The sequence below is a fragment of the Vibrio sp. Y10_XG_PY6 genome, from assembly GCF_024181795.1.
Taxonomy (GTDB): Bacteria; Pseudomonadota; Gammaproteobacteria; order Enterobacterales; family Vibrionaceae; genus Vibrio; species Vibrio diabolicus.
On sequence record NZ_JAMZAQ010000006.1, the window covers coordinates 61,214 to 79,316 of the forward strand.

13 protein-coding genes and 3 pseudogenes are annotated in these 18,103 nt (G+C 44.9%); 8 read left to right on the forward strand and 8 right to left on the reverse strand.

Annotated features, from left to right (window positions below; translation table 11 throughout):
* Window positions 1-11: 11 nt before the first annotated feature.
* Complete coding sequence (locus tag NL644_RS21415; RefSeq protein ID WP_005491618.1) at window positions 12-881, forward strand: phosphorothioated DNA-binding restriction endonuclease; 870 nt, start codon at window positions 12-14, stop codon at window positions 879-881.
* A 48-nt stretch (window positions 882-929) separates the two neighbouring features.
* Here NL644_RS21415 and NL644_RS21420 read toward each other — a convergent pair.
* Window positions 930-1,859 (reverse strand): annotated as a pseudogene (locus tag NL644_RS21420) (IS1634 family transposase); the annotation flags it as partial.
* 58 nt (window positions 1,860-1,917) lie between these two features.
* Between NL644_RS21420 and NL644_RS21425 the strand changes: the two are divergent.
* Window positions 1,918-2,391: pseudogene (locus NL644_RS21425) on the forward strand (sodium:calcium antiporter); the annotation flags it as partial.
* Window positions 2,392-2,468: 77 nt separating this feature from the next.
* Complete coding sequence (locus NL644_RS21430) at window positions 2,469-3,326, forward strand: mechanosensitive ion channel family protein (RefSeq protein WP_004729635.1); 858 nt, start codon at window positions 2,469-2,471, stop codon at window positions 3,324-3,326.
* Window positions 3,327-3,521: 195 nt separating this feature from the next.
* Here NL644_RS21430 and NL644_RS21435 read toward each other — a convergent pair whose 3' ends face one another.
* Window positions 3,522-5,165, reverse strand: a complete 1,644-nt coding sequence (locus NL644_RS21435; protein ID WP_005491666.1) for a BCCT family transporter — start codon at window positions 5,163-5,165, stop codon at window positions 3,522-3,524.
* A 453-nt stretch (window positions 5,166-5,618) separates the two neighbouring features.
* Here NL644_RS21435 and NL644_RS21440 point away from each other — a divergent pair.
* Window positions 5,619-6,538: pseudogene (locus tag NL644_RS21440) on the forward strand (IS5 family transposase).
* Window positions 6,539-6,594: 56 nt separating this feature from the next.
* Window positions 6,595-6,834 carry a hypothetical protein gene (locus NL644_RS21445; protein ID WP_025533780.1) on the forward strand — a complete coding sequence of 80 codons (240 nt, stop codon included), beginning with the start codon at window positions 6,595-6,597 and terminating at the stop codon, window positions 6,832-6,834.
* Window positions 6,835-6,906: 72 nt separating this feature from the next.
* Here NL644_RS21445 and dndE read toward each other — a convergent pair whose 3' ends face one another.
* The 5 genes from dndE to NL644_RS21470 all read right to left on the reverse strand — a co-directional run bounded on the left by dndE (window position 6,907) and on the right by NL644_RS21470 (window position 14,213).
* Window positions 6,907-7,254, reverse strand: a complete 348-nt coding sequence (gene dndE, locus NL644_RS21450) for a DNA sulfur modification protein DndE (protein WP_005491668.1) — start codon at window positions 7,252-7,254, stop codon at window positions 6,907-6,909.
* Entirely contained in the window at window positions 7,254-9,263 is a 2,010-nt protein-coding gene (gene dndD, locus NL644_RS21455; RefSeq protein WP_213906216.1) for a DNA sulfur modification protein DndD, read from the reverse strand. The genes dndE and dndD overlap by 1 nt, the downstream gene beginning before the upstream one ends.
* Before the next feature lie 8 nt (window positions 9,264-9,271).
* Window positions 9,272-10,903 (reverse strand): DNA phosphorothioation system sulfurtransferase DndC, encoded by a 1,632-nt coding sequence (locus tag NL644_RS21460; protein ID WP_253658770.1) that lies wholly within the window; start codon window positions 10,901-10,903, stop codon window positions 9,272-9,274.
* On the reverse strand, window positions 10,900-11,979 hold the full coding sequence (gene dndB / locus NL644_RS21465) for a DNA sulfur modification protein DndB (RefSeq protein ID WP_022591085.1): 1,080 nt from the start codon (window positions 11,977-11,979) through the stop codon (window positions 10,900-10,902). Before dndB ends, NL644_RS21460 begins: the two co-directional genes overlap by 4 nt.
* A gap of 197 nt (window positions 11,980-12,176) precedes the next feature.
* Entirely contained in the window at window positions 12,177-14,213 is a 2,037-nt protein-coding gene (locus NL644_RS21470; protein ID WP_253658771.1) for a DNA phosphorothioation-associated putative methyltransferase, read from the reverse strand.
* Window positions 14,214-14,609: 396 nt separating this feature from the next.
* Between NL644_RS21470 and NL644_RS21475 the strand changes: the two genes are divergently transcribed.
* From NL644_RS21475 to NL644_RS21485, 3 genes are read left to right on the forward strand one after another with little or no spacing between them, the layout of a single operon-like run.
* Complete coding sequence (locus tag NL644_RS21475) at window positions 14,610-14,801, forward strand: AlpA family transcriptional regulator (protein WP_005491636.1); 192 nt, start codon at window positions 14,610-14,612, stop codon at window positions 14,799-14,801.
* A gap of 13 nt (window positions 14,802-14,814) precedes the next feature.
* Window positions 14,815-16,473, forward strand: coding sequence for a DUF927 domain-containing protein (locus NL644_RS21480; RefSeq protein WP_005491634.1), 1,659 nt, complete (start codon window positions 14,815-14,817; stop codon window positions 16,471-16,473).
* Between the two features lie 53 nt (window positions 16,474-16,526).
* On the forward strand, window positions 16,527-16,862 hold the full coding sequence (locus tag NL644_RS21485; RefSeq protein WP_005491665.1) for a helix-turn-helix domain-containing protein: 336 nt from the start codon (window positions 16,527-16,529) through the stop codon (window positions 16,860-16,862).
* Window positions 16,863-16,881: 19 nt separating this feature from the next.
* Here NL644_RS21485 and NL644_RS21490 read toward each other — a convergent pair whose 3' ends face one another.
* On the reverse strand, window positions 16,882-18,066 hold the full coding sequence (locus NL644_RS21490; RefSeq protein WP_005491669.1) for a site-specific integrase: 1,185 nt from the start codon (window positions 18,064-18,066) through the stop codon (window positions 16,882-16,884).
* Between the last annotated feature and the right edge of the window lie 37 nt (window positions 18,067-18,103).

The window sequence follows — 18,103 nt, forward strand, 5'->3', positions numbered from 1 at the left end:
GAGGTAAGTCGATGGAGCTTTCTGAAAAAATTCAGTTAATTTCGCGCTGGCGGCGAGGGGACCAAAGGGCCCCTCATAAGCCTTTGATGTTGTTATATGCACTGTCTGAGTACAAGCAGGGGCATCAGCGTCTCTTTCGGTTTGAGGATGAGGTAGACCAGCAAGTCAGAGACTTGCTGGTGCAATACGGCCCAACCAGGAAGGCCTATCATCCTGAGTACCCATTTTGGCGTTTAGCCAATGAAAAAGAGCCCTTCTGGGAGCTCATCAACGGTGAAGAGTGCATTCCAAGGAAGAGTAACACTGACCCCAAGAAATCTGAGCTGATTAAATACAATGTGATGGCAGGGTTTGATGAAGAGTCATTTCGGACAATTCTCGCAAACCCAAAGCTTATTGATGATATTGCATCAAAGATCATTCAGGATAATTTCCCTGAGACTCTGCAAGAAGAGCTGTTTGTGCGATTTGGCTTTGAGGTGAACACCTCGACCAAGTCGAGAGACCCAGAGTTTCGTAGGAAAGTGCTTCGCGCATACAACTATAAGTGTGCAGTATGTGGTTTTGATTTAGCGATGGATAACGTCACTGTTGGTGTTGAAGCTGCTCACATAAAATGGAAGCAGTATTTTGGTCCCTGTGATATTTCAAATGGTATTGCGCTTTGCAGCATTCACCATAAAGCATTTGATCGTGGAGCTATAACCTTAGATAGCCATTTCAAAGTCAACGTTTCTCCTGCTGTTACAGGTGGAGAGTTGGTGGAAAGGTTAATTTGGGATTTTGATGGTAAGGCTATTCGTTTACCTAGAGAGTCATATCATTATCCAGCTGACAGCATGGTTGAATGGCATGTGAGTGAAGTGTTTAAAGGTGAATAATTGATGAGTCGATTTTGTTTTGTCTATAACCGAGATTCCGCAGCCAATTTAGGAATAAACTGCTTCATACAGAACACCAAGAAGCTTAAGCAGCCGAGTCTGATGCTCTTGAACACCCCTTATGAAGCTTTGGCCGCCAAATTCGAGTGTGTCGATACCTTCGAATTTTAAGAATACCCAACGTGCCGTCGGTTTAGTTGTCGTCTTGTTCTTTACCATGCTAGGAAAGAATTCCTCGGTCTTAGTGAGACTCTCTCGGATTTTGTGCTCTAAGCTTGCGTAGACGAGTAGGCTCAGCGTCATGATCATCAGTAGTGCCTCGATTCGCTGAGGTTTCTTCAGGAAAATTGATGATGTTAAGAACTCAGGGCTTTTCAAAAAGCGAAAGCCGCGTTCGACCTTTTGCTGAGACTTGTAATGTTCAAGCAATGCAACCATTGTTAGGTCGGTGTTGTCAGTATCGTTGGTGGCGAGAATAAACATACCTACTTTAAGCTTGGCCAGTTTCACCTTTTCTAGATCGGTATAAGGCGTAGCATCTATCAAATAGTGGTATCCCGTCGGCTTTTCATCTTTCTTCGGCCGACCACGACCTGAATAAATTGGCTCTTTAACGATGGTTGATTGCGCGAAGCCAAGCAAATGACACTGGTTGGCGAAGTCGCTCATTGCTTGCTCGGCATCCACTGCGCAAGCAAACTGCTTTTTCTTTAGTTGTCCCAGCGCTTTCAGCTCTTTGGTGATATTTTTGTCTAAGTTCTTATAAAACGTTACCTGTTCTCGCTTGGTTGCTTGTTCACTATGAATCAACAGCCACTTCTGAGATACCGAGCCATAATCAGCGTCAACCCAACAACCCGAGTAGCCATTGCCGATATGGCTCAGCTGCTCTGGCTCAAGGTTCATTAAGGCCTCTTTGGCTGATTTAATGGTCATTGGAACACGCGTAATAAACTTCTGTTGTTGCTCATCCAGTGAACGAATGCCACGGAAAAGCCAGCTACCGCCTGAAGTCGAACAACAGGTGATGCCGCAATCTATGACCTTATCCCGCGCTATTTTCTGGCTCGTTACCGGTTTGGTGTTGCTGGTCGCGAGCTCTCGCATTTTAGTGTGGGGAGCGGTCAATATTGCTCAGGAACTGGGTGTCAGTGAACTGACGATTGGTCTGACGATTGTCGCTCTGGGGACTTCATTGCCGGAACTGGCGGCATCGCTTGCGGCAGCGCGTAAAGGTGAGCATGACTTGGCTGTCGGTAACGTGGTAGGCTCAAACATGTTTAATTCGCTGGCCGTGGTCGGTATTGCCGGTGCCATTGAGCCGATTTCCGATGTTGGAGCGGAAATTTTCTGGCGTGACTGGTCATCGGTCCTGTTCTGTACGGCCTTGCTGCTCTTCACTGCGGTAAAAATTGGTAAAGCAAAAACTATTTCCCGCCTGGAAGGGGGAGTGTTCGTTCTGTGTTATTTAAGTTATAACATTTACTTGATTCAAGGCAGTGTTGGTTAGCGCTGCTTAATGCTGGTGCCTGGTTGAGATATCCGGGTACCGTTTTACAACATCCATAACCCGTTACGGAGATAAAAATGGAGTTACTCGTCAGCTTTTACGAGACACATCAGGCGTTGATTCTGGATATCATCCAGAACTCAATTTTAACCCTGCTTATTTTAGTGATTGCTTCTATCGCATCAAAACTGATGCGTGCCGGTATTCAGAAAGCCATTATGAAAGTGAGCAATGGTGATGAGATTGTCGCGTCTCTGATGTCTAAAGTCGGTGGTTATATTGTCTACATTCTCGCTCTGGTCATTATTCTCGACCTGTTTGGTGTCAATACCACCAGTTTGGTTGCCTTAGTCGGTGCGGCCGGTTTGGCGATTGGCCTGGCATTAAAAGATACCCTGAGCAATATTGCTGCGGGGATTATGATTTTGTTCCTGAAACCGATAAAAAAAGGTGAATTCGTTGAGTTTGCCGGTTACAGCGGTACGGTAAAAGATATTGGTTTGTTCACCTCAGTATTTGAAACCGGTGACGGCCTGTATATTTCCAGCCCGAATCGCACCGTCTGGAACGCAACCATTCGTAACTTCAGCCGTAACGGCCGTCGTCGTATGGAAATCGTGGTAGGTATCTCTTACGAGGATTCAATTGAAACCGGCCTGAAAGTGCTTCAGGATTTAGCGCTCAGCCATGAAGCAGTCATGCTGGATCCGAAACCGCAGGTGATGGTTCAGATGCTGGCGGACAGCTCAGTGAATCTGCAACTACGCGCCTGGTGTACCACGGATAAATACTGGGAAACCTACTGGAGCATTCAGCGTCAGGTGAAAGGTAAGATTGAGGAAGCGGGTATGACCATTCCGTTCCCGCAACGTGATCTGCACATTACGATGACTCAGCCTCAAGCGCAGGAATTGCTGGGTCAGAACAAGGCCTGATGCTCAGCCATTAGCGTTTAATGCTACATAAAAAAGCCTCGCAGTTATCACTGCGAGGCTTTTTCGTATCAGTGTCTCGTCCTGAAATGTGTTTACATATTGATGACGAGAGACTGAATAGTCACTTTGTCAATGAGTGGCTCCGTTACACAAACTCGGACACGGAGCCTGCCCATTGTCTTTTAAAGTAAACCGTTATTTGGCTTTCTTAACCCGCGGTTCACTCATCAGGCCTTTAATCAGCGATATTGTCGCTATCAACAAGACGATAGTGAACGGGAAGCCGGTTGTTACCGCCATCGCCTGCGCCGCAGCCAAACCACCACCCAGCAGCAATGCTATCGCTACTAAGCCTTCGAAGGTACACCAGAACACGCGCTGTGGTGTCGGTGCATCCACTTTACCGCCGGCAGCAATGGTATCGATAACCAGCGAACCTGAATCCGATGATGTGATAAAGAACACAACGACCAGTACGATACCGATGAATGATGTAATTTCATGCAGAGGCATAACTTCAAGCATTTCGAACAGTTTCAATGGCAGGTCTGCGTCCATCACGGCTTTATAACCATCGTTGACGTATTGACTGATCGCGGTACCACCGAACGCCGTCATCCAGAACACACACACGGTTGACGGAACAATCAGCACACAGACGATAAACTCGCGTACGGTTCGGCCACGTGATACACGAGCAATGAACATACCGACGAATGGTGACCATGAAATCCACCACGCCCAGTAGAACGATGTCCAGCCTTGAGAATAGTTCACATCTTCACGGCCAAATGGCATCGACAGTGCAGGGAAGTTGGTCAGATAAGCACCGATATTATCGAAAAATCCGAGCAGAATCGCGGCTGTCGGACCGATGACTACCACGAAAAACAGCAGCAGTGCAGCCAGCAGCATGTTCATTTCTGACAGGCGTTTTACGCCGCCATCAAGGCCAGCCAGTACAGACAGCAGTGCAAATGCAGTGATCACAATGATCAGAATAATTTGCGTGGTGTCAGTCAATGGGATATCAAACAGGAAGTTTAACCCGGTCGCAGCCTGAGACGCGCCGTAGCCCAGAGATGTCGCCAGACCGAAGACCGTCGCCACAATTGCCAGAATATCGATGATATGACCAGTCCAGCCCCAGACTCGTTCGCCAAACAGCGGATAGAACACTGAACGCATAGTCAGTGGTAACCCTTTGTTGAACGAGAAAATAGCCAGTCCCAGAGCCAGCAATGCGTATATTGCCCAAGGGTGAAGTGCCCAATGGTAAATCGTCGCTGCCATACCGAGCGAACGTGCGGCTTCGGTATCACCCATCGCACCACCCAGTGGTGCCCAGTCGGTACGCACACCATTTTCCAGTGTGGTGCCGCCCAGCGCGGTAGTGAAATGGGTCATGGGTTCAGAAACGCCAAAGAAGACCAGGCCAATCCCCATGCCGGCCGCAAATAACATCGCCAGCCATCCTGAATAGGAATAATCCGGAGTGGCATCGGTACCGCCGATTCTGACCCGGCCTAACGGTGATATGGCCAGTCCGAGACAGACGACAACAAAAATGTTACCTGATAACAAGAAGAACCAATCAAGACTTGAGGTGAGCCAAGATCTTAAGTGAAGAAACAGGGGTTCGACTTGTTCGCGAAAGATTAGGGTTGCAAATACAAAGATGACAATCGCTAAGCCTGAGACGGCGAAAACCCGGTTATGAATGTCCAGGCCAAACGGACCGGCGGAAAGAACGACGTTGTCCTGACCAACGGTATAATCTGTATCGATTGGGTTTGCTTTGCCACTAGGGTGGGGAACACCACCGTTATCGCTACTCATTTTCTCTCCATTGTTGGTTATAAAAATTCACTAGATGTCGTGAGAAGCTAAGCACTCAGATAATGTGAGTGCTTCTCTTTTTCCAAGAAAATGATTTAGGTCATTTCCATTGGATATAAAACTCTCCTAATATAAAAAATACCCAGTTAGTACTGCCATAAATCACCATCTGAGATGGAAAAAATAATGAAAAACATGGCATTAAAAGGACCTTATTATTGTCCGTTATCTTACTGGTTGCAATCTCCGTTGCATTGGCCAATTTCGCCTCTTACTACGAGCAAAAACCTCTTTGACTAAGAGTATTATGGCTCAAAGTAACAGTTTTGTATTGGAGCAAGCGGAAATGATCAGCTCCTACATCGATGAGAAAGGGCTTTGTTGCGTAATTCGATGGAACTAAATCAAGAAACTACGATCTGAGCGGCTACGCCCATCAATCGTCGTAGCCTCATGCCTAAACCTCGTTACAAAACAACTAACTGGAAGCAGTACAATAAATCCTTAATCAACCGTGTTCTCTGACCTTTTGGATTGATGAGGAAGCGATAGCTGAGTGGAAGCAAAACAAACAAGGCAAGCGTGGTAGACCTCGCCGATTCAGCGACTTAGCCATTACTACTGCACTGATGGTGAAACGCGTTTTCTCTATGCCCTTGAGAGCGCTGCAAGGTTTTCTAGACTCCGTATTTAAGCTGGCTAACATCCCGCTTGTTTGCCCGCACTACACCTGTATAAGCCGCCGAGCTAAGGAAGTTGAAGTTTCATTTAAAACCAAAACCAGAGGAGCAATACAACATCTGGCCATTGATGCCACTGGCCTCAAGGTTTATGGCGAAGGTGAATGGAAGGTCAAGAAGCATGGAACTGATGGGAAGCGAAGAGTCTGGCGTAAGCTGCATATCGCGGTAGATACAAGCACCCACGAAATAGTCGCAGCAGAGCTGAGCTTATCTAACGTCACTGATGCCGAAGTGCTCCCCAACTTACTCAAGCAAACACGTCGTAAAATCATTGAGATATCAGGCGATGGCGCTTATGACACAAGGAATTGCCATGATGCCATACGGATCAAGCGAGCTGTTCCGCTCATCCCGCCAAGAGAAGGAGCAGCCTTCTGGGAACAAGGGCACCCTCGTAACTTAGCGGTAGGTTGCCAGAAGCTCTACGGCTCCAACAAGAAGTGGAAAAAGCGGTATGGCTATCATAAGCGCTCTCTGTCAGAGACCGCAATGTACCGAGTAAAACAGTTGCTAGGTGGGAAATTAAGTCTAAGAAATTACAACGCTCAGGTTGGCGAGACTTACGCCATGATCAAAGCACTGAACAAACTTACAGGGCTTGGTATGCCTGAAACTCAGTATATTGTATAAAAGTCGCTCAACTTTAGGAGGTTTGGTTTCTCGTCTGAATTACGCAACAAAGCCGTGTGGCGGCGCAGTTTTCACTATTAAAAGAGTTATTACTTAAGGGAAAGGTCACGCTTAACTCAGAGTTGGATTTTGATGAATTATTGGCTTGCTTTCAAGATATAAATCTTGACTCTGAATACTTTAGTCCAAGAACAGCGACTAAAAAAAGGTTGCTGGATGTGTTTAGACTCAGGTTAGCTCTAATTAAACCTGAAGGTTTGGATGAAGAGATAATTAGGGCGGCTGCTTTTAAATAAAGCATAATCTCTATTTACAACCCCTGTAAGTGTCTTAAATGACACTTTCAGGGGATAATTTAGGGTGTATATCTAAATGGCTCTTGATATCTCGCTGCAAGATTTAAAGTTTCTAATACTAGCTATTCCATCTTCAATATGCGCAGCCCAAGCTTGTTGATACTCTTTACTATCAAGCCCTGGGTAGTACATTTTCAGTATAAGTTCCGTCACATCACCAGTTTCACCTAGCCACGTGTACTTATCTAGTACAAGTGAGCCATCCAATTTAGCTTCTTGGCCTTGGTATCTAAAGTCACTTTCAATAGAACGGAAGAAAGCGATGCGAGCTGATACGTTTGGAGTGATGCCAGTATATCCCTTCAACTTTTTAAGCTGCTCTTCAGTAGTACGAGTCAGGTTCATACGATTAGGTAGCATTACACAGCCTCCTTAGTTGTTTCTCTCCAGAAGTAACCTTCCTTCAAGGTTGAAGACTTAGTTGTACCGTCGAAACAGATCTCATAAGTACGAGCAATATCGTCTTGGATAAGGCTGGTGTAGTTTCTATCGATCTCTGTATCGGTAGATAAAATCACAACTTGATGGCTAGCGGTAGGGAAGTAGTTCTCTACCAGTTTGTCACGGTGATGTGAGTCTAATCTGCCTAGCGGAGTGTCAATGATGATGGGCAGTTTACGACCAGATGTACGGCCAAGAGCCTCTAGAATCGAGATCGCGTAGATTTGCTTCTCACCAGCAGACATCGCCTTACGGTTGATCTTAATACCGTGTTCATCAACTAACTCAACATCGAATGTTGCTGGGTTGATTGAAGCTGTGAGCTGTAAATCTTCCTTACGAGCAAGCTTTTTGTAGGACTGAACGAACTCGTTTTCTAACTGATTGACGCGAGCTTTAGTTAACTGTTCGCCAAATTTCTCTAGCAGTAAGATTGAGCTTTGGGCATTGCTAATACTCTGATCTTTATTGGATTGATCTTTATTCTTATCGTGTAGCTTCTGAATTTGACGGGCTGTTTCTAGTGCTTGGCGCAATTCGCGTTTTGCTTCTTCAAGCAAAGCATGGTATTCGATAATCAGCTTTTCTTTTTTCTTATCTAATGCGCGCACGTCCGCAAAAAGCTCTTGCACCTGCTCTTGCTCAGGAGCTCGCGCGATATTGTTTGAAGCGTTGTCGATCTCTTCTTCGACTTTTTGAAGACGCACTCGTGCTTCATCGAAACGTGAAAAAGATTCTCGAGCCAGATTTGAGAGTTGATAGTCAATCGTATTCGCTTGACGGTCGGAGATATCTAAAAGCAGCTCAGCAGAATCAAATTCACCCACGTGTGCTTTAAAGCTATCAGCAATCGCACTTTGAGCCATCTCGGTATCAAAACTTGGGTACTTTGAACGTAGTGTTTCTAAGAATGAGTCCAGTTCATTGCCAAAGTTCTGTTTCTTCTTAATCTGTTGTTCTTGCTTGATCTGAGTTTGAAGGCGCTGCATTGCATTAGGTGCTAGTGCGAATGGAAGACTTGTCTCCATCTCCATGCGGATTTGCTTTTCAAGCTCTACTTTCTCTTTAAGTAAGCTATCTACTTTTTGTTGCTCATCTTCTCGAGTTTTAGCCCAAGCGCCGCCGTTTTGAGATAACTTATTCTCTAGACTAAGAATATCGCGTGATACGAGCTCAATTTGTGCATCAACGATGTCCGCTTCACCGCGAAGTTTCTCTGCATTGCGCTCGTGGCTGATACGTTGCTCATCAAGAGAATCCATTTCCTCTTTTAAAGATTGGCTTAGTGCGCTAGAACCTTGTTTCTTCAAGAATATATTTAAGTCACTCTTGAGCTTTGCGATAACATCTAGGCCCAATAGTCGACGGACTGCGGTCTTTAGCACCGTGCCTGACTCATCTTCCGCAAGCTCTGCGATTTTCTCGCCGTCGAAGAAGAACAGGTCAGCAATGCCTGTTGGGATCAGTTCATTAAGGAAGCCCTGACACTGCTCGTAGTTGAGCTCTGGTATTTGGATGCCATCTTTCTCAAGACACAGGCTATCTTTCTTACCGCGTTTCCAGCCGCGAATCACTTTATAAGTGTTTTCTTCGCCGTTTTGGCTGTATTTAAACTCAAGCTCAATCGATGCGTTATCTTGCACACCACCATGACCTACACCCTTGTGAATAAGCTCAGATAGAGCTTCAACATATTCGCCATTGGAAAGGACTTGGCTAAATGATTGACGGCCAAAAAGAGCGAGTCGTACTGCTGTCAGAATCGATGTTTTACCAGCACCGTTAAGGCCACCAAACAGAATGATTGGTCGTTCGGTTCCTTCAATAGGGCCATTTTTACTCAGGCGAGCAGGAGCAGGGCGCAAGTCGATTTCATGTACGCCACGGAACACTCGAAAGTTATTGAGAGTTAGTTTTGTAATTAACATTTCAGTATTTAAAACTCTTTTTGAAGCTGCTTATCTAGCTCTGCAAGTTGGTCGTTGTAGCGCTCGATCTCTTTTTGGTGAATATCAAACTCAGCTTTACTCTGTAGTGAAGCATGTTTTTGTTTGATTTCTTCTAAGCTTCCCCAATCCCTTTTTAATAGCGATGCGATTTTATTTGAAATACCGCTACGACGGCTTAAACCTTCCATTGAGACTTCTAGCTCGATAAGCTTCATGATCATCTCTGGTTCAATATCAAAGTTGTCACAAAGCTCATGAATGAGTTGTGCGTCATCTTTACCAAAACTTGCGTTATCGTCATATACCCAATCAAGGTCGTAACCATAAACATCTCTGAAAATGGTAGGTAGAGAGTCGTCCCAGTCTGGCTCATTTGGATCGTGAATCCACTCTTGGCGAATAGCATGAAGTTCAGGTACTGTGATCAGCTCAATCTCTCTTCCTTCAGCTTTAAACTTCTTATCCAGCTCAAGTAACTCGCGCAACCACTGTCGACGATACTTGAGCCAGTAAGGTCCGGGGACGTGCTTACGCTCTGTTGCAATGTCTTCGCCTTCTTTTGCGTATTGGTAGCTAACTTTACCTGTGCGACGTTTATGGTTTCGGTACTCTTCTTTGTTCGCTGGGTCGGTTGTCATGGATAACTTATTGCGGAACTCAAGAAGAGGAGCCATCCACTCTTCACCGTTTTGGATAAGGCTTTCCATTGCACGGTCTTTGGTTACGACAGTACATGTCCAGCAACCAAAGCGAGAGTTACCACAAGACGGTGTTGTCTCATCAATGACCATTGGACATTCGCCTTGACCAGAGGAGTCTTTGTAGAGGTTCCACAGCACAAGATTTTTGCCGCCCCATGGGTTTTCCCATTCAAGATCATATTTATCGATCCAAATGTTTTTAGGCCCGTAAGGTGTTTGTTTCGTTTCTAAATGACAAAGACGCAGTAATTTCCATACATCGTCAACACCCCATGTATCGATGGGAGTAAAAATGAACGCATTCGCAAGTGTTGTATGGCGGGCTAATCGTGAGCCGTCAATTTTGTGTTTCGCGATGACCTGCGCGCGTGATGCACTCTCTTGACTACGAGAGCCAAGTACAACAATCACTTCGTCAAACTGTGAGACTTTAGACTTGATAAAGTCACTCACAGGGTCAATCTTCATTCGCTCTGTACACCAACGGAAAGAGCGTGTTGGCGCTGGGTAGCCTTTACCAAGCAAGTTGGCCCAAAACGTTTGATTGTCTTTAGGGACGACTTTATGGCAAGTGATTGGTAGGTTATCGCGCTTTGCGCCTTTCTCTATAGCGGCTAACGAGTCTTTGATGTGGTTAACGACGACGGGTGTTTCAACTAGTGTGTCTGAAGATACAACAAAGACAGGCTTGTGGCGGTCTTTGGGTTCCAAACCAAGCAGTGCCAAGTAAACCAACGACATAACTGCTGATGAGTCTTTACCACCACTGTAACCAATTACCCATGGACGTTTATCCGCACAGTAAACACGCTGAACGTCAGCAATATAGTGGCTTAATTTGTTATTAGCGAAGTCTTCTGCATTGATAAAGTCTTCGTACTCGGCTAGGTCTTCTGCCAATTGTAGCTCGTGTATCATGATAACTGCTTCTCTAGAGCCTTTTCTTCAGGGGTTAGCGGTAACCCAAGTTCAATTTTTAATGCGTTGGCGGTAAGTTGGATATTCGTCGTCGACTTACTCAATTTTCCGTGGTTCATGCTTCGTTTAATCCACTCTGGGTTGGTTTTTAACCAGTTTACGTTTGCCAACTGTTGTAGTTTCTGTTTCCAATTGTTTGGCTCCTGGCAGAGGAGGTGCTTACCCAAAACACCAATGGCATGTAAGCCAACACCATGTGCATGAATGTACTCTTGTCTTAGTTGTGCAGGTGATACTTCTTTGTCTATTACCATCTGCCAATCTTTTATATGGCGAGTAACTTCAGCCCAAAACTCAGCAGCAAGTTTTTTTTCGTCTTCGTTGAAGCCGTCTTTTGGCCCTTTACTCAACAGTGCTCGGGTAGATTGTTTGATGCTACTTAATGTGAAAAGTTTATTTGATTTTGGGCTGATGCTGGATTTCTCCATTTCAGTCAGACCTACGAATGGTTTTACTTTGGTCGCTAATTCACGAGCGAGTTCTGAACTTTCATCTCTGTGGTCGTAAAGCGTACCCAGAGATGGACTTGGTTTGACGGCATACTTGTTTAGATCAGCAAACATTTGTTGGCTTCTATCTAGCCCTTCATCGATAAAGAACAAGACAGGAATATTGTCTTGGCCCAGATCGGGATTTTCTTTTAGAGCTTCTTCGATTGCTTTACGCCTATGCTGACCATCATTGATCAGAATTTGAGCGTCCATAGGGATTTGAAGTGTTCCCAAATTCGGAGCACCTTGATGATCGTGAAAAGAAATATTGACACCAACTGAAGCCGTTAATGCCGAAAATACATACTCTTTCGGGTTGTCGAGCAAGTACTTCACCATTTCAGGGATCCGAGTTTTGTTAAGCGTTCTTTGAGCTCGCAACTCTGGAGGGACATCATCTTCGTTGTAGCTGAATATCTTAGGGATAATCCGAAGAGGGCATGTCGCAATGTAAAACGGACGACCTGCTTGAATACCTCTGACAGCGGGAAAAGAGTAGCAATAGCCGGAATCTTGATTTTGCATAGTTGGCTCGAAGGTTATGTTATTTGTCCATGACATTTAATATAGATGGTGTGTCATTTTTTGACAAAGTTAATCTTTGAGTTTGTGATATTGTGTGTTTGTTATGTTTTATTGTTGGTAGATATGACAAACCAAGTCGTGCATTCTACAGGTATCAGGATCAGATTTCTATGGGGTGCTTGGTTTTTAAACTCTTTTTACGAAAGCGAGTGTGCCCTTAAGGTAAAGCCTTTGATTTCCTTGCTATGCTTTTCAAGCAAGACCTCAAATTCAGCGCGAACCATGTGGCTTTCTTCGGTTGGTTCAAAATCTAATAAGGTGGCTAAGCGTTTATCAAAGCTCAGTTGCTTTTTGTAGTTCTCGTGTTCGGGGGGCATGTAAAGATGCTTGTTTAACAGAGGCGGTCTACGCTTTTCATTCACATAATCAAAGAAGTCGATATCTTGTTCTGCCATTTTTATTTTTATGCGCTCAACTAAAAACGGTACGGAATGCTCGAAGTTATCATAAGCGGTTAAGGTGAGTTTACCTGACGTGATATGGATTTTGACAAGATCTATTTCTTCATCCAGTTCCCCGTACATTTGTAAACCTGCCCCCACGTATACACGTAGCAGCAAAGGTAAATCATCAATATAGTCTCGGTGTAGGATGATGGAATGCCCTTCATTCAATAAACTTGCGGGTAGTTGTTGGTGGGCCTTTTCACATTGCGTATTGATTAAGCTTGTATCGGCTATCGCAAACAGTAACTCCGCAGCTAGGTTAAGTGCGGTTTTATAATCATCAAATAGAGCTTTGATATCGCGTTTGAGTGACTCTGGTTGCTGCGTGTAAGGCTTTCTCTTTTCAAATAGCCCCATAGCAAAGTAAAGCAAAAGGTCTTCTTTGCGACGCTTTTCTGCGTTTTCGAACTCTTTGGTATCGAACATTTCTTGCAGTAAACCAAACACTTTTTTATGAGAACCAATTAGACTTCTCACTTCTTCAGAACGGTTAAATTCGTCATTCGCCGGTACCCGGCCAAGTTCCAGACATACGTTCCAAAAATCATCAAACAGAGTGCTGTTTTGGCTAATGGCCAACTTGGCTTTATCTTTACTCTCTATAGGCTGAGGCGATGTCAGTTGATGCCAAGTATGGTGCCGCTGGTACTTACTTTGGAGGTAACGTTGTTCTTCTAGCTTATCTTTGAATATGTAGAAGATGCCCGGTGCAACGGCAATCGCGTCTTCTTGCAAAGAACGTTCTAGGTACCCTTTGAATTCTGATTGTGCGTAGTATTTTTGGAATGTATTTCTTGTCGTAATCACCCCATCTTTATAGGGCTGAAACTGCGCAATGTGCGAATCATTAGCCAGCATGACAGAGACGACCAGAATTTTGTTGGCGAGCTCCCAAGCGCTCAATAGTGCTTCAAGACGTTCATCTTGGTCTTCGATAACATTTAGGACAAACCCCAAGTTCACAATGTCCGAATTGACTTTATCGTTATCAGGCGAAAAAACCGGGTCCCAGCCCAATACATCGAGCCCGTGTGCTTCAAGTTCTCTCAGGTCGTCCCCTCGGCCGCATCCGTAATCGAAAATAGAAAACCGTCCATCTAAGTAACCTTGCTTCGCCAATGTCTTCATTGGGCCTGATAGCTCATGGCGTACAATGGCGGTTTTGTGACGATCTATTCCAGGCTCTTGTTGAGCATCATTCAATGCATCTGGTTCGTCTTTCAGTATCCTCCCATCGACTAACCGGTATCCCTTTTTTTGGATCAAATTTAACCACGACTGTTTGAAGCCAATAGTGCGGGTGTTCTCGTATAGGCCTGCCTCCACCCCTTCTTTAGTCAGCGCTGTGAAGAGCTCATAATGGTCACTGCTCGGCAGAATCATCGTCTCTTTTCTATGCAGGATCGGTGGGTTTTCTGAAGAGCGATAACAAGTCACTTTATGACTAAGTTTGCTCAAATCTACATTCAGGCTTTGCTCTAACGCTGGGTAGGAGTCGGTATAAAAGGTTGGGTAGTTCAACAACGATAAACGGAATTCCTTTTTAAACAGCTTGATGAGGTTCCATTGATTATCCGGCAAGTTCACTGCCTGAGCTACAGCTGGTATGAACTTTCTCAGTTCAGGTGGAATCTCACTCATAGCATCTCTGTGCAGGTATACCGCATCTGGGAGTTGTTTTCCGATATGAATTTGTTTTACAAGTTGCTTAAATGATTGAAAGTCCATTTTTTAGTAGCGATTCCAGTTTGTAGAGCCAAATAGATATTTTAGCTTTATTGTTAATGGGTTCGCCCAACCAATCAGACATGTTTGACAGTAATTATAAAAAAAACACTTTCACATGTGAAAGTGAGTCTCTAATCACTATGCGTTAAACATGGTGAGCAGCTTAACGCATTAGCGGGTGACTTAACGCATAGCGATTTGTGGCTTGATGATTAACGGTGAAGCAGCGCCGAATCGCATTACTGCATCATTATCTGATCTTAATTTCCCTCTAGGGGCGCTCTGGCTTCAAGTTATCTGCTCTAGTTGCCCAAAATGGGCCTGAGCACCGCGCGCCTTTGCGTTACTCACCCTGCAAACTATTCCTTGATTATTCATTAACTGTCAGGAGTAGTTATGACCGAACAAAAACAATCAAATCAGCTATTAAGCTATCAAGAAGTTTGTCAGTTAACTCAGTTGTCTCAGGCAACCATTCGCCGTTATGTGAGAAATGGCTCCTTTCCTTCTCCAGTGAACTTATCACCAGGTGCACGAAGTGTGAGGTTTCGTCTTGAAGATGTGCAGAAGTGGCTTTTGAGCCTGTGACGGTGAGGTGTGTATGTATAGAAACAAAAATAACGCACTGGAATACTGTGACAAGGAAGAAGGTTGGGTGGCTATTAGCTCTGAGCTTTCTGTCGTAGCACGAGTTAGAGCGCAAGATAAAAAGTCAGGTTACGGTGCCTGTATTGAGTTTGTGAATATGGATCTTGTTCCTGTCCGGTTGGTTGTACCTGCAAATCGAATTTTAGGTAGCGCAAGTAACACACTTCGTGAGGAGCTATTTGATCGTGGCTTTTGGCTAGAAGATGAGAAGTACAACTGGAGCCTTGTACTACGCTACGTACGTCAACAGATAAAACAAGCGCCATCTGGCATCAGTGCATTTAATACAGGCTGGCATGACGATGTATTCGTGACGACGGAAACCACTTTTGGTGCATCCGAGGAGCCATATTTTTATGCGGGAGCAATTGTTGATAGTAATTTTCAAGTCAAAGGTAGTCTAGCTAATTGGCAACAGGAGATAGGTTGTCTTTTGAGTGGAAACCCAACCTTGATATTTGCTGTTGGAGTCGCACTTGCCGCACCGCTACTAGCACCATCGGGAGGAGAAAGCTCAGTCTTTCATTTAATGGGTTCATCAAGCCAAGGTAAGTCTGGTGCTATTTACGTTGGATCGTCTGTTTATGGTTCCCACTCTTACAAGAAGACTTGGTATAGCACGAACAATGGTATCGAATCTGTATCAGTCAATTACAACGATGTCATGTTGCCGCTCGATGAGATTGGCATGGCGAGAAGTGAGAATTTGGATACAGCGGCTTACCAGATTGTGAATGGCGATGGAAAGTTAAGAATGTTAATTACAGGGGCTTTGGGTAAACAAGCAAAGTGGCGAACCCTTGTACTTAGCACTGGTGAGGTTGGTTTGATTGATTTGCTGGAAGAGATCGGCAAAAAACCCGCCGCAGGCCAATTGGTCAGAATAGTTGAGATACCGCTGACGGAAAAATATGGCTGTTTTTCTAGCATTCACCGATTTAATGACTCTCACGAATTTGCCAAACATTTGGAAGAGGCAACGAAAAAGCACTATGGTTCGTTATTTCCAGCTTGGATGTGCTTGATAGTAAAGCAGCCAGATCTGGAACTGTTGTTAAGATCGGAAACGGATAGGTTGATGCAGCGCTGGAAAGAAAGCTGTATGTCAGCTCAAGTTCTTAGGGTGCTGCATCGCTTTTGCTTGGTTGCCGTTGCGCTCTCACTGGCCTCTCGACACAAACTCGTACCGTGGAGCGAAGAAGAGTCTTTATTCTCTGTGTACAGTATTTTTCAGCGCTGGATTGCAGCCAGAGGGCACACTCAAAATCACGAAGAGTTTGAAGTGCTTTTAGCATTGAAGCGGGCTCTCGCCAAATGGGAAAAGCAGTTAAGTGAGATATCCAGCGGAAGATCATCAAACACGGGGTACTTCCGACGTGATGGAGATGAGATCCAGTGGCTGATTCATAAAAATGTGTTTATTCGTGATCTCCAGCTGCGCAAGCAATACATCAGCCAGCTGACTCCTTTGGTTCAACGGCGCTGGTTTGAATCAAACGAGGGAGCCAGGGGGACACTACGAGTAAAAGTGAACGGTAAGTTGGAAAGGTTTTTTGCTTTTACTCCAGCTCAAATTATCCAAGAACTAGAGGAGCTGACCGCCGATGCGTAATCCGTTTCCCAGTTTTCCCACATTTCCCAGAGCAGTGGCATGGAGGGGGAGTTATGACAAGCAATGAACAAGTCCTTCTCCAGTCCATTTTAGCAAAAATCGATCATGTAGAACGGGTTGTGTTAGAGCAGCGTTTGCAGCAACAAAAGGTGGAGCTGCTTGGAAAGGACATTCTAACCGTTGATGAATGTGCAGCCTTGTTGGGTTTATCAACCAACCAGCTTTATAAGTTAACGAGCTCGGCAGAGATCCCTTATTTTAAGCTTGGCAAACACCTCAGATTTGAGCGTCAAGCAATCATGGATTGGGTAGAGAAAATGCGAGTTTCATCTCGCTATGAGATCGAAAAAAGGGCAGCAAACTATGTCGCCACCACTTCTCGTAAGTAATACTTTCATAGCAGCGGCCTTAGGCCGCTGAATCTTTTCCAGAAGAAGCAAAAATATCGGGGAATGTGAGCATGGCTTCCATCCTACGTTGCTCTATGATGTCAGCGTAGATCTCGGTTGTCTTGAGTTCGCTGTGGCCGAGCAGTTTCGATACAGCGTATATATCGATTCCTCGGCTCAGCTGAATTACAGCAAAGGTATGACGACCAGCATGGAATGTAACGTGCTTACTTATTCCAGCAGCCAGAGCCCATCTAAGCAGTTCTACATTTATATAAGAAGAGTATTTCAATCCCTTGAATACGCGCTCGTGAGAGGCTTTGGGGCTACCCAAAAGTGATTCTGCTGACTTTGGGATGTCTAAATACTGAAGGCTCTTAGCATCGCCGTGAGAGAGTTTTACCTGGTCGAAGATAATTCGTTTGTGATTATTGAATGTCTCTATTTCTGACCAAGTAAGTCTGTGGATATCGCACCAACGCATCCCCGTTGCACATGAGAACAAAAACGCACTTTTAAGGACAGGGTAGCGACATTCTGTGTGAGCTAACGCGTTGACCTCATCCAGTGTTAAATAAACCCGCTTAGTCGTTTTCGCTTTAATACTGGTCACTTGTGCAAGCGGGTTATCACGAATAATACCTTCTCGATGTGCTTCGTTGATCGCCGCTCGAACTTTATTGAAGTAGGAGCTTTGTGTGTTGCGAGATAACGCGGTATCACTCTTGGTTTTCGCTTCATTGGTCAGGTAATACTTAAACCCATCTAACCAGTCTTTATCCAGCTCATCAAAGCTAAGATCATGTTTCCCGCAGTAGAACAGCAGGTGTTTACGAGCTGACAGCCATATCGAGTGGTTGGAAGTTGAGGTGGTTTGTTCTTTGATATCAACTTGCCGTTGAAAGTAATCAATGAAGCTAGCTGAACGCTTGGTTCGATCCTCAAAACCGTGCTTTTGGGATTGCCACTCAACCAGTCGTTTACTCTTAATGGTTTCGGCGAGAAGCATATGTTCTTTGTTGTGTTGGCGCTGGGTGGGTGTTTTAGGTTTGTCGTGAACGTACAGGTCTAAGGTTTCGTAGCTGCGCTTACGTTTATTTTGGCGTCCACCTTGCGTATTTGTGGTGTAGCCATAGTCATAAACTAAGCGTAGTGAGCGTGTGCCATCGGTTCTAAGTGTTCGTTTTTCAATGGAAATTTTCATTTTAGCCCCCAATTGGTCCCCAATACGGCATTTATCA

Coding starts and splice junctions, on each gene's coding strand:
- NL644_RS21470 (WP_253658771.1), bottom strand. CDS start 14,213: ATGGACTTTCAATCATTTAAGCAACTTGTAAAACAAATTCATATCGGA.
- NL644_RS21460 (WP_253658770.1), bottom strand. CDS start 10,903: ATGATACACGAGCTACAATTGGCAGAAGACCTAGCCGAGTACGAAGAC.
- NL644_RS21485 (WP_005491665.1), top strand. CDS start 16,527: ATGACAAGCAATGAACAAGTCCTTCTCCAGTCCATTTTAGCAAAAATC.
- NL644_RS21435 (WP_005491666.1), bottom strand. CDS start 5,165: ATGAGTAGCGATAACGGTGGTGTTCCCCACCCTAGTGGCAAAGCAAAC.
- dndD (WP_213906216.1), bottom strand. CDS start 9,263: ATGTTAATTACAAAACTAACTCTCAATAACTTTCGAGTGTTCCGTGGC.
- NL644_RS21480 (WP_005491634.1), top strand. CDS start 14,815: ATGTATAGAAACAAAAATAACGCACTGGAATACTGTGACAAGGAAGAA.
- NL644_RS21490 (WP_005491669.1), bottom strand. CDS start 18,066: ATGAAAATTTCCATTGAAAAACGAACACTTAGAACCGATGGCACACGC.
- dndE (WP_005491668.1), bottom strand. CDS start 7,254: ATGCTACCTAATCGTATGAACCTGACTCGTACTACTGAAGAGCAGCTT.
- dndB (WP_022591085.1), bottom strand. CDS start 11,979: ATGCAAAATCAAGATTCCGGCTATTGCTACTCTTTTCCCGCTGTCAGA.
- NL644_RS21475 (WP_005491636.1), top strand. CDS start 14,610: ATGACCGAACAAAAACAATCAAATCAGCTATTAAGCTATCAAGAAGTT.
- NL644_RS21415 (WP_005491618.1), top strand. CDS start 12: ATGGAGCTTTCTGAAAAAATTCAGTTAATTTCGCGCTGGCGGCGAGGG.
- NL644_RS21430 (WP_004729635.1), top strand. CDS start 2,469: ATGGAGTTACTCGTCAGCTTTTACGAGACACATCAGGCGTTGATTCTG.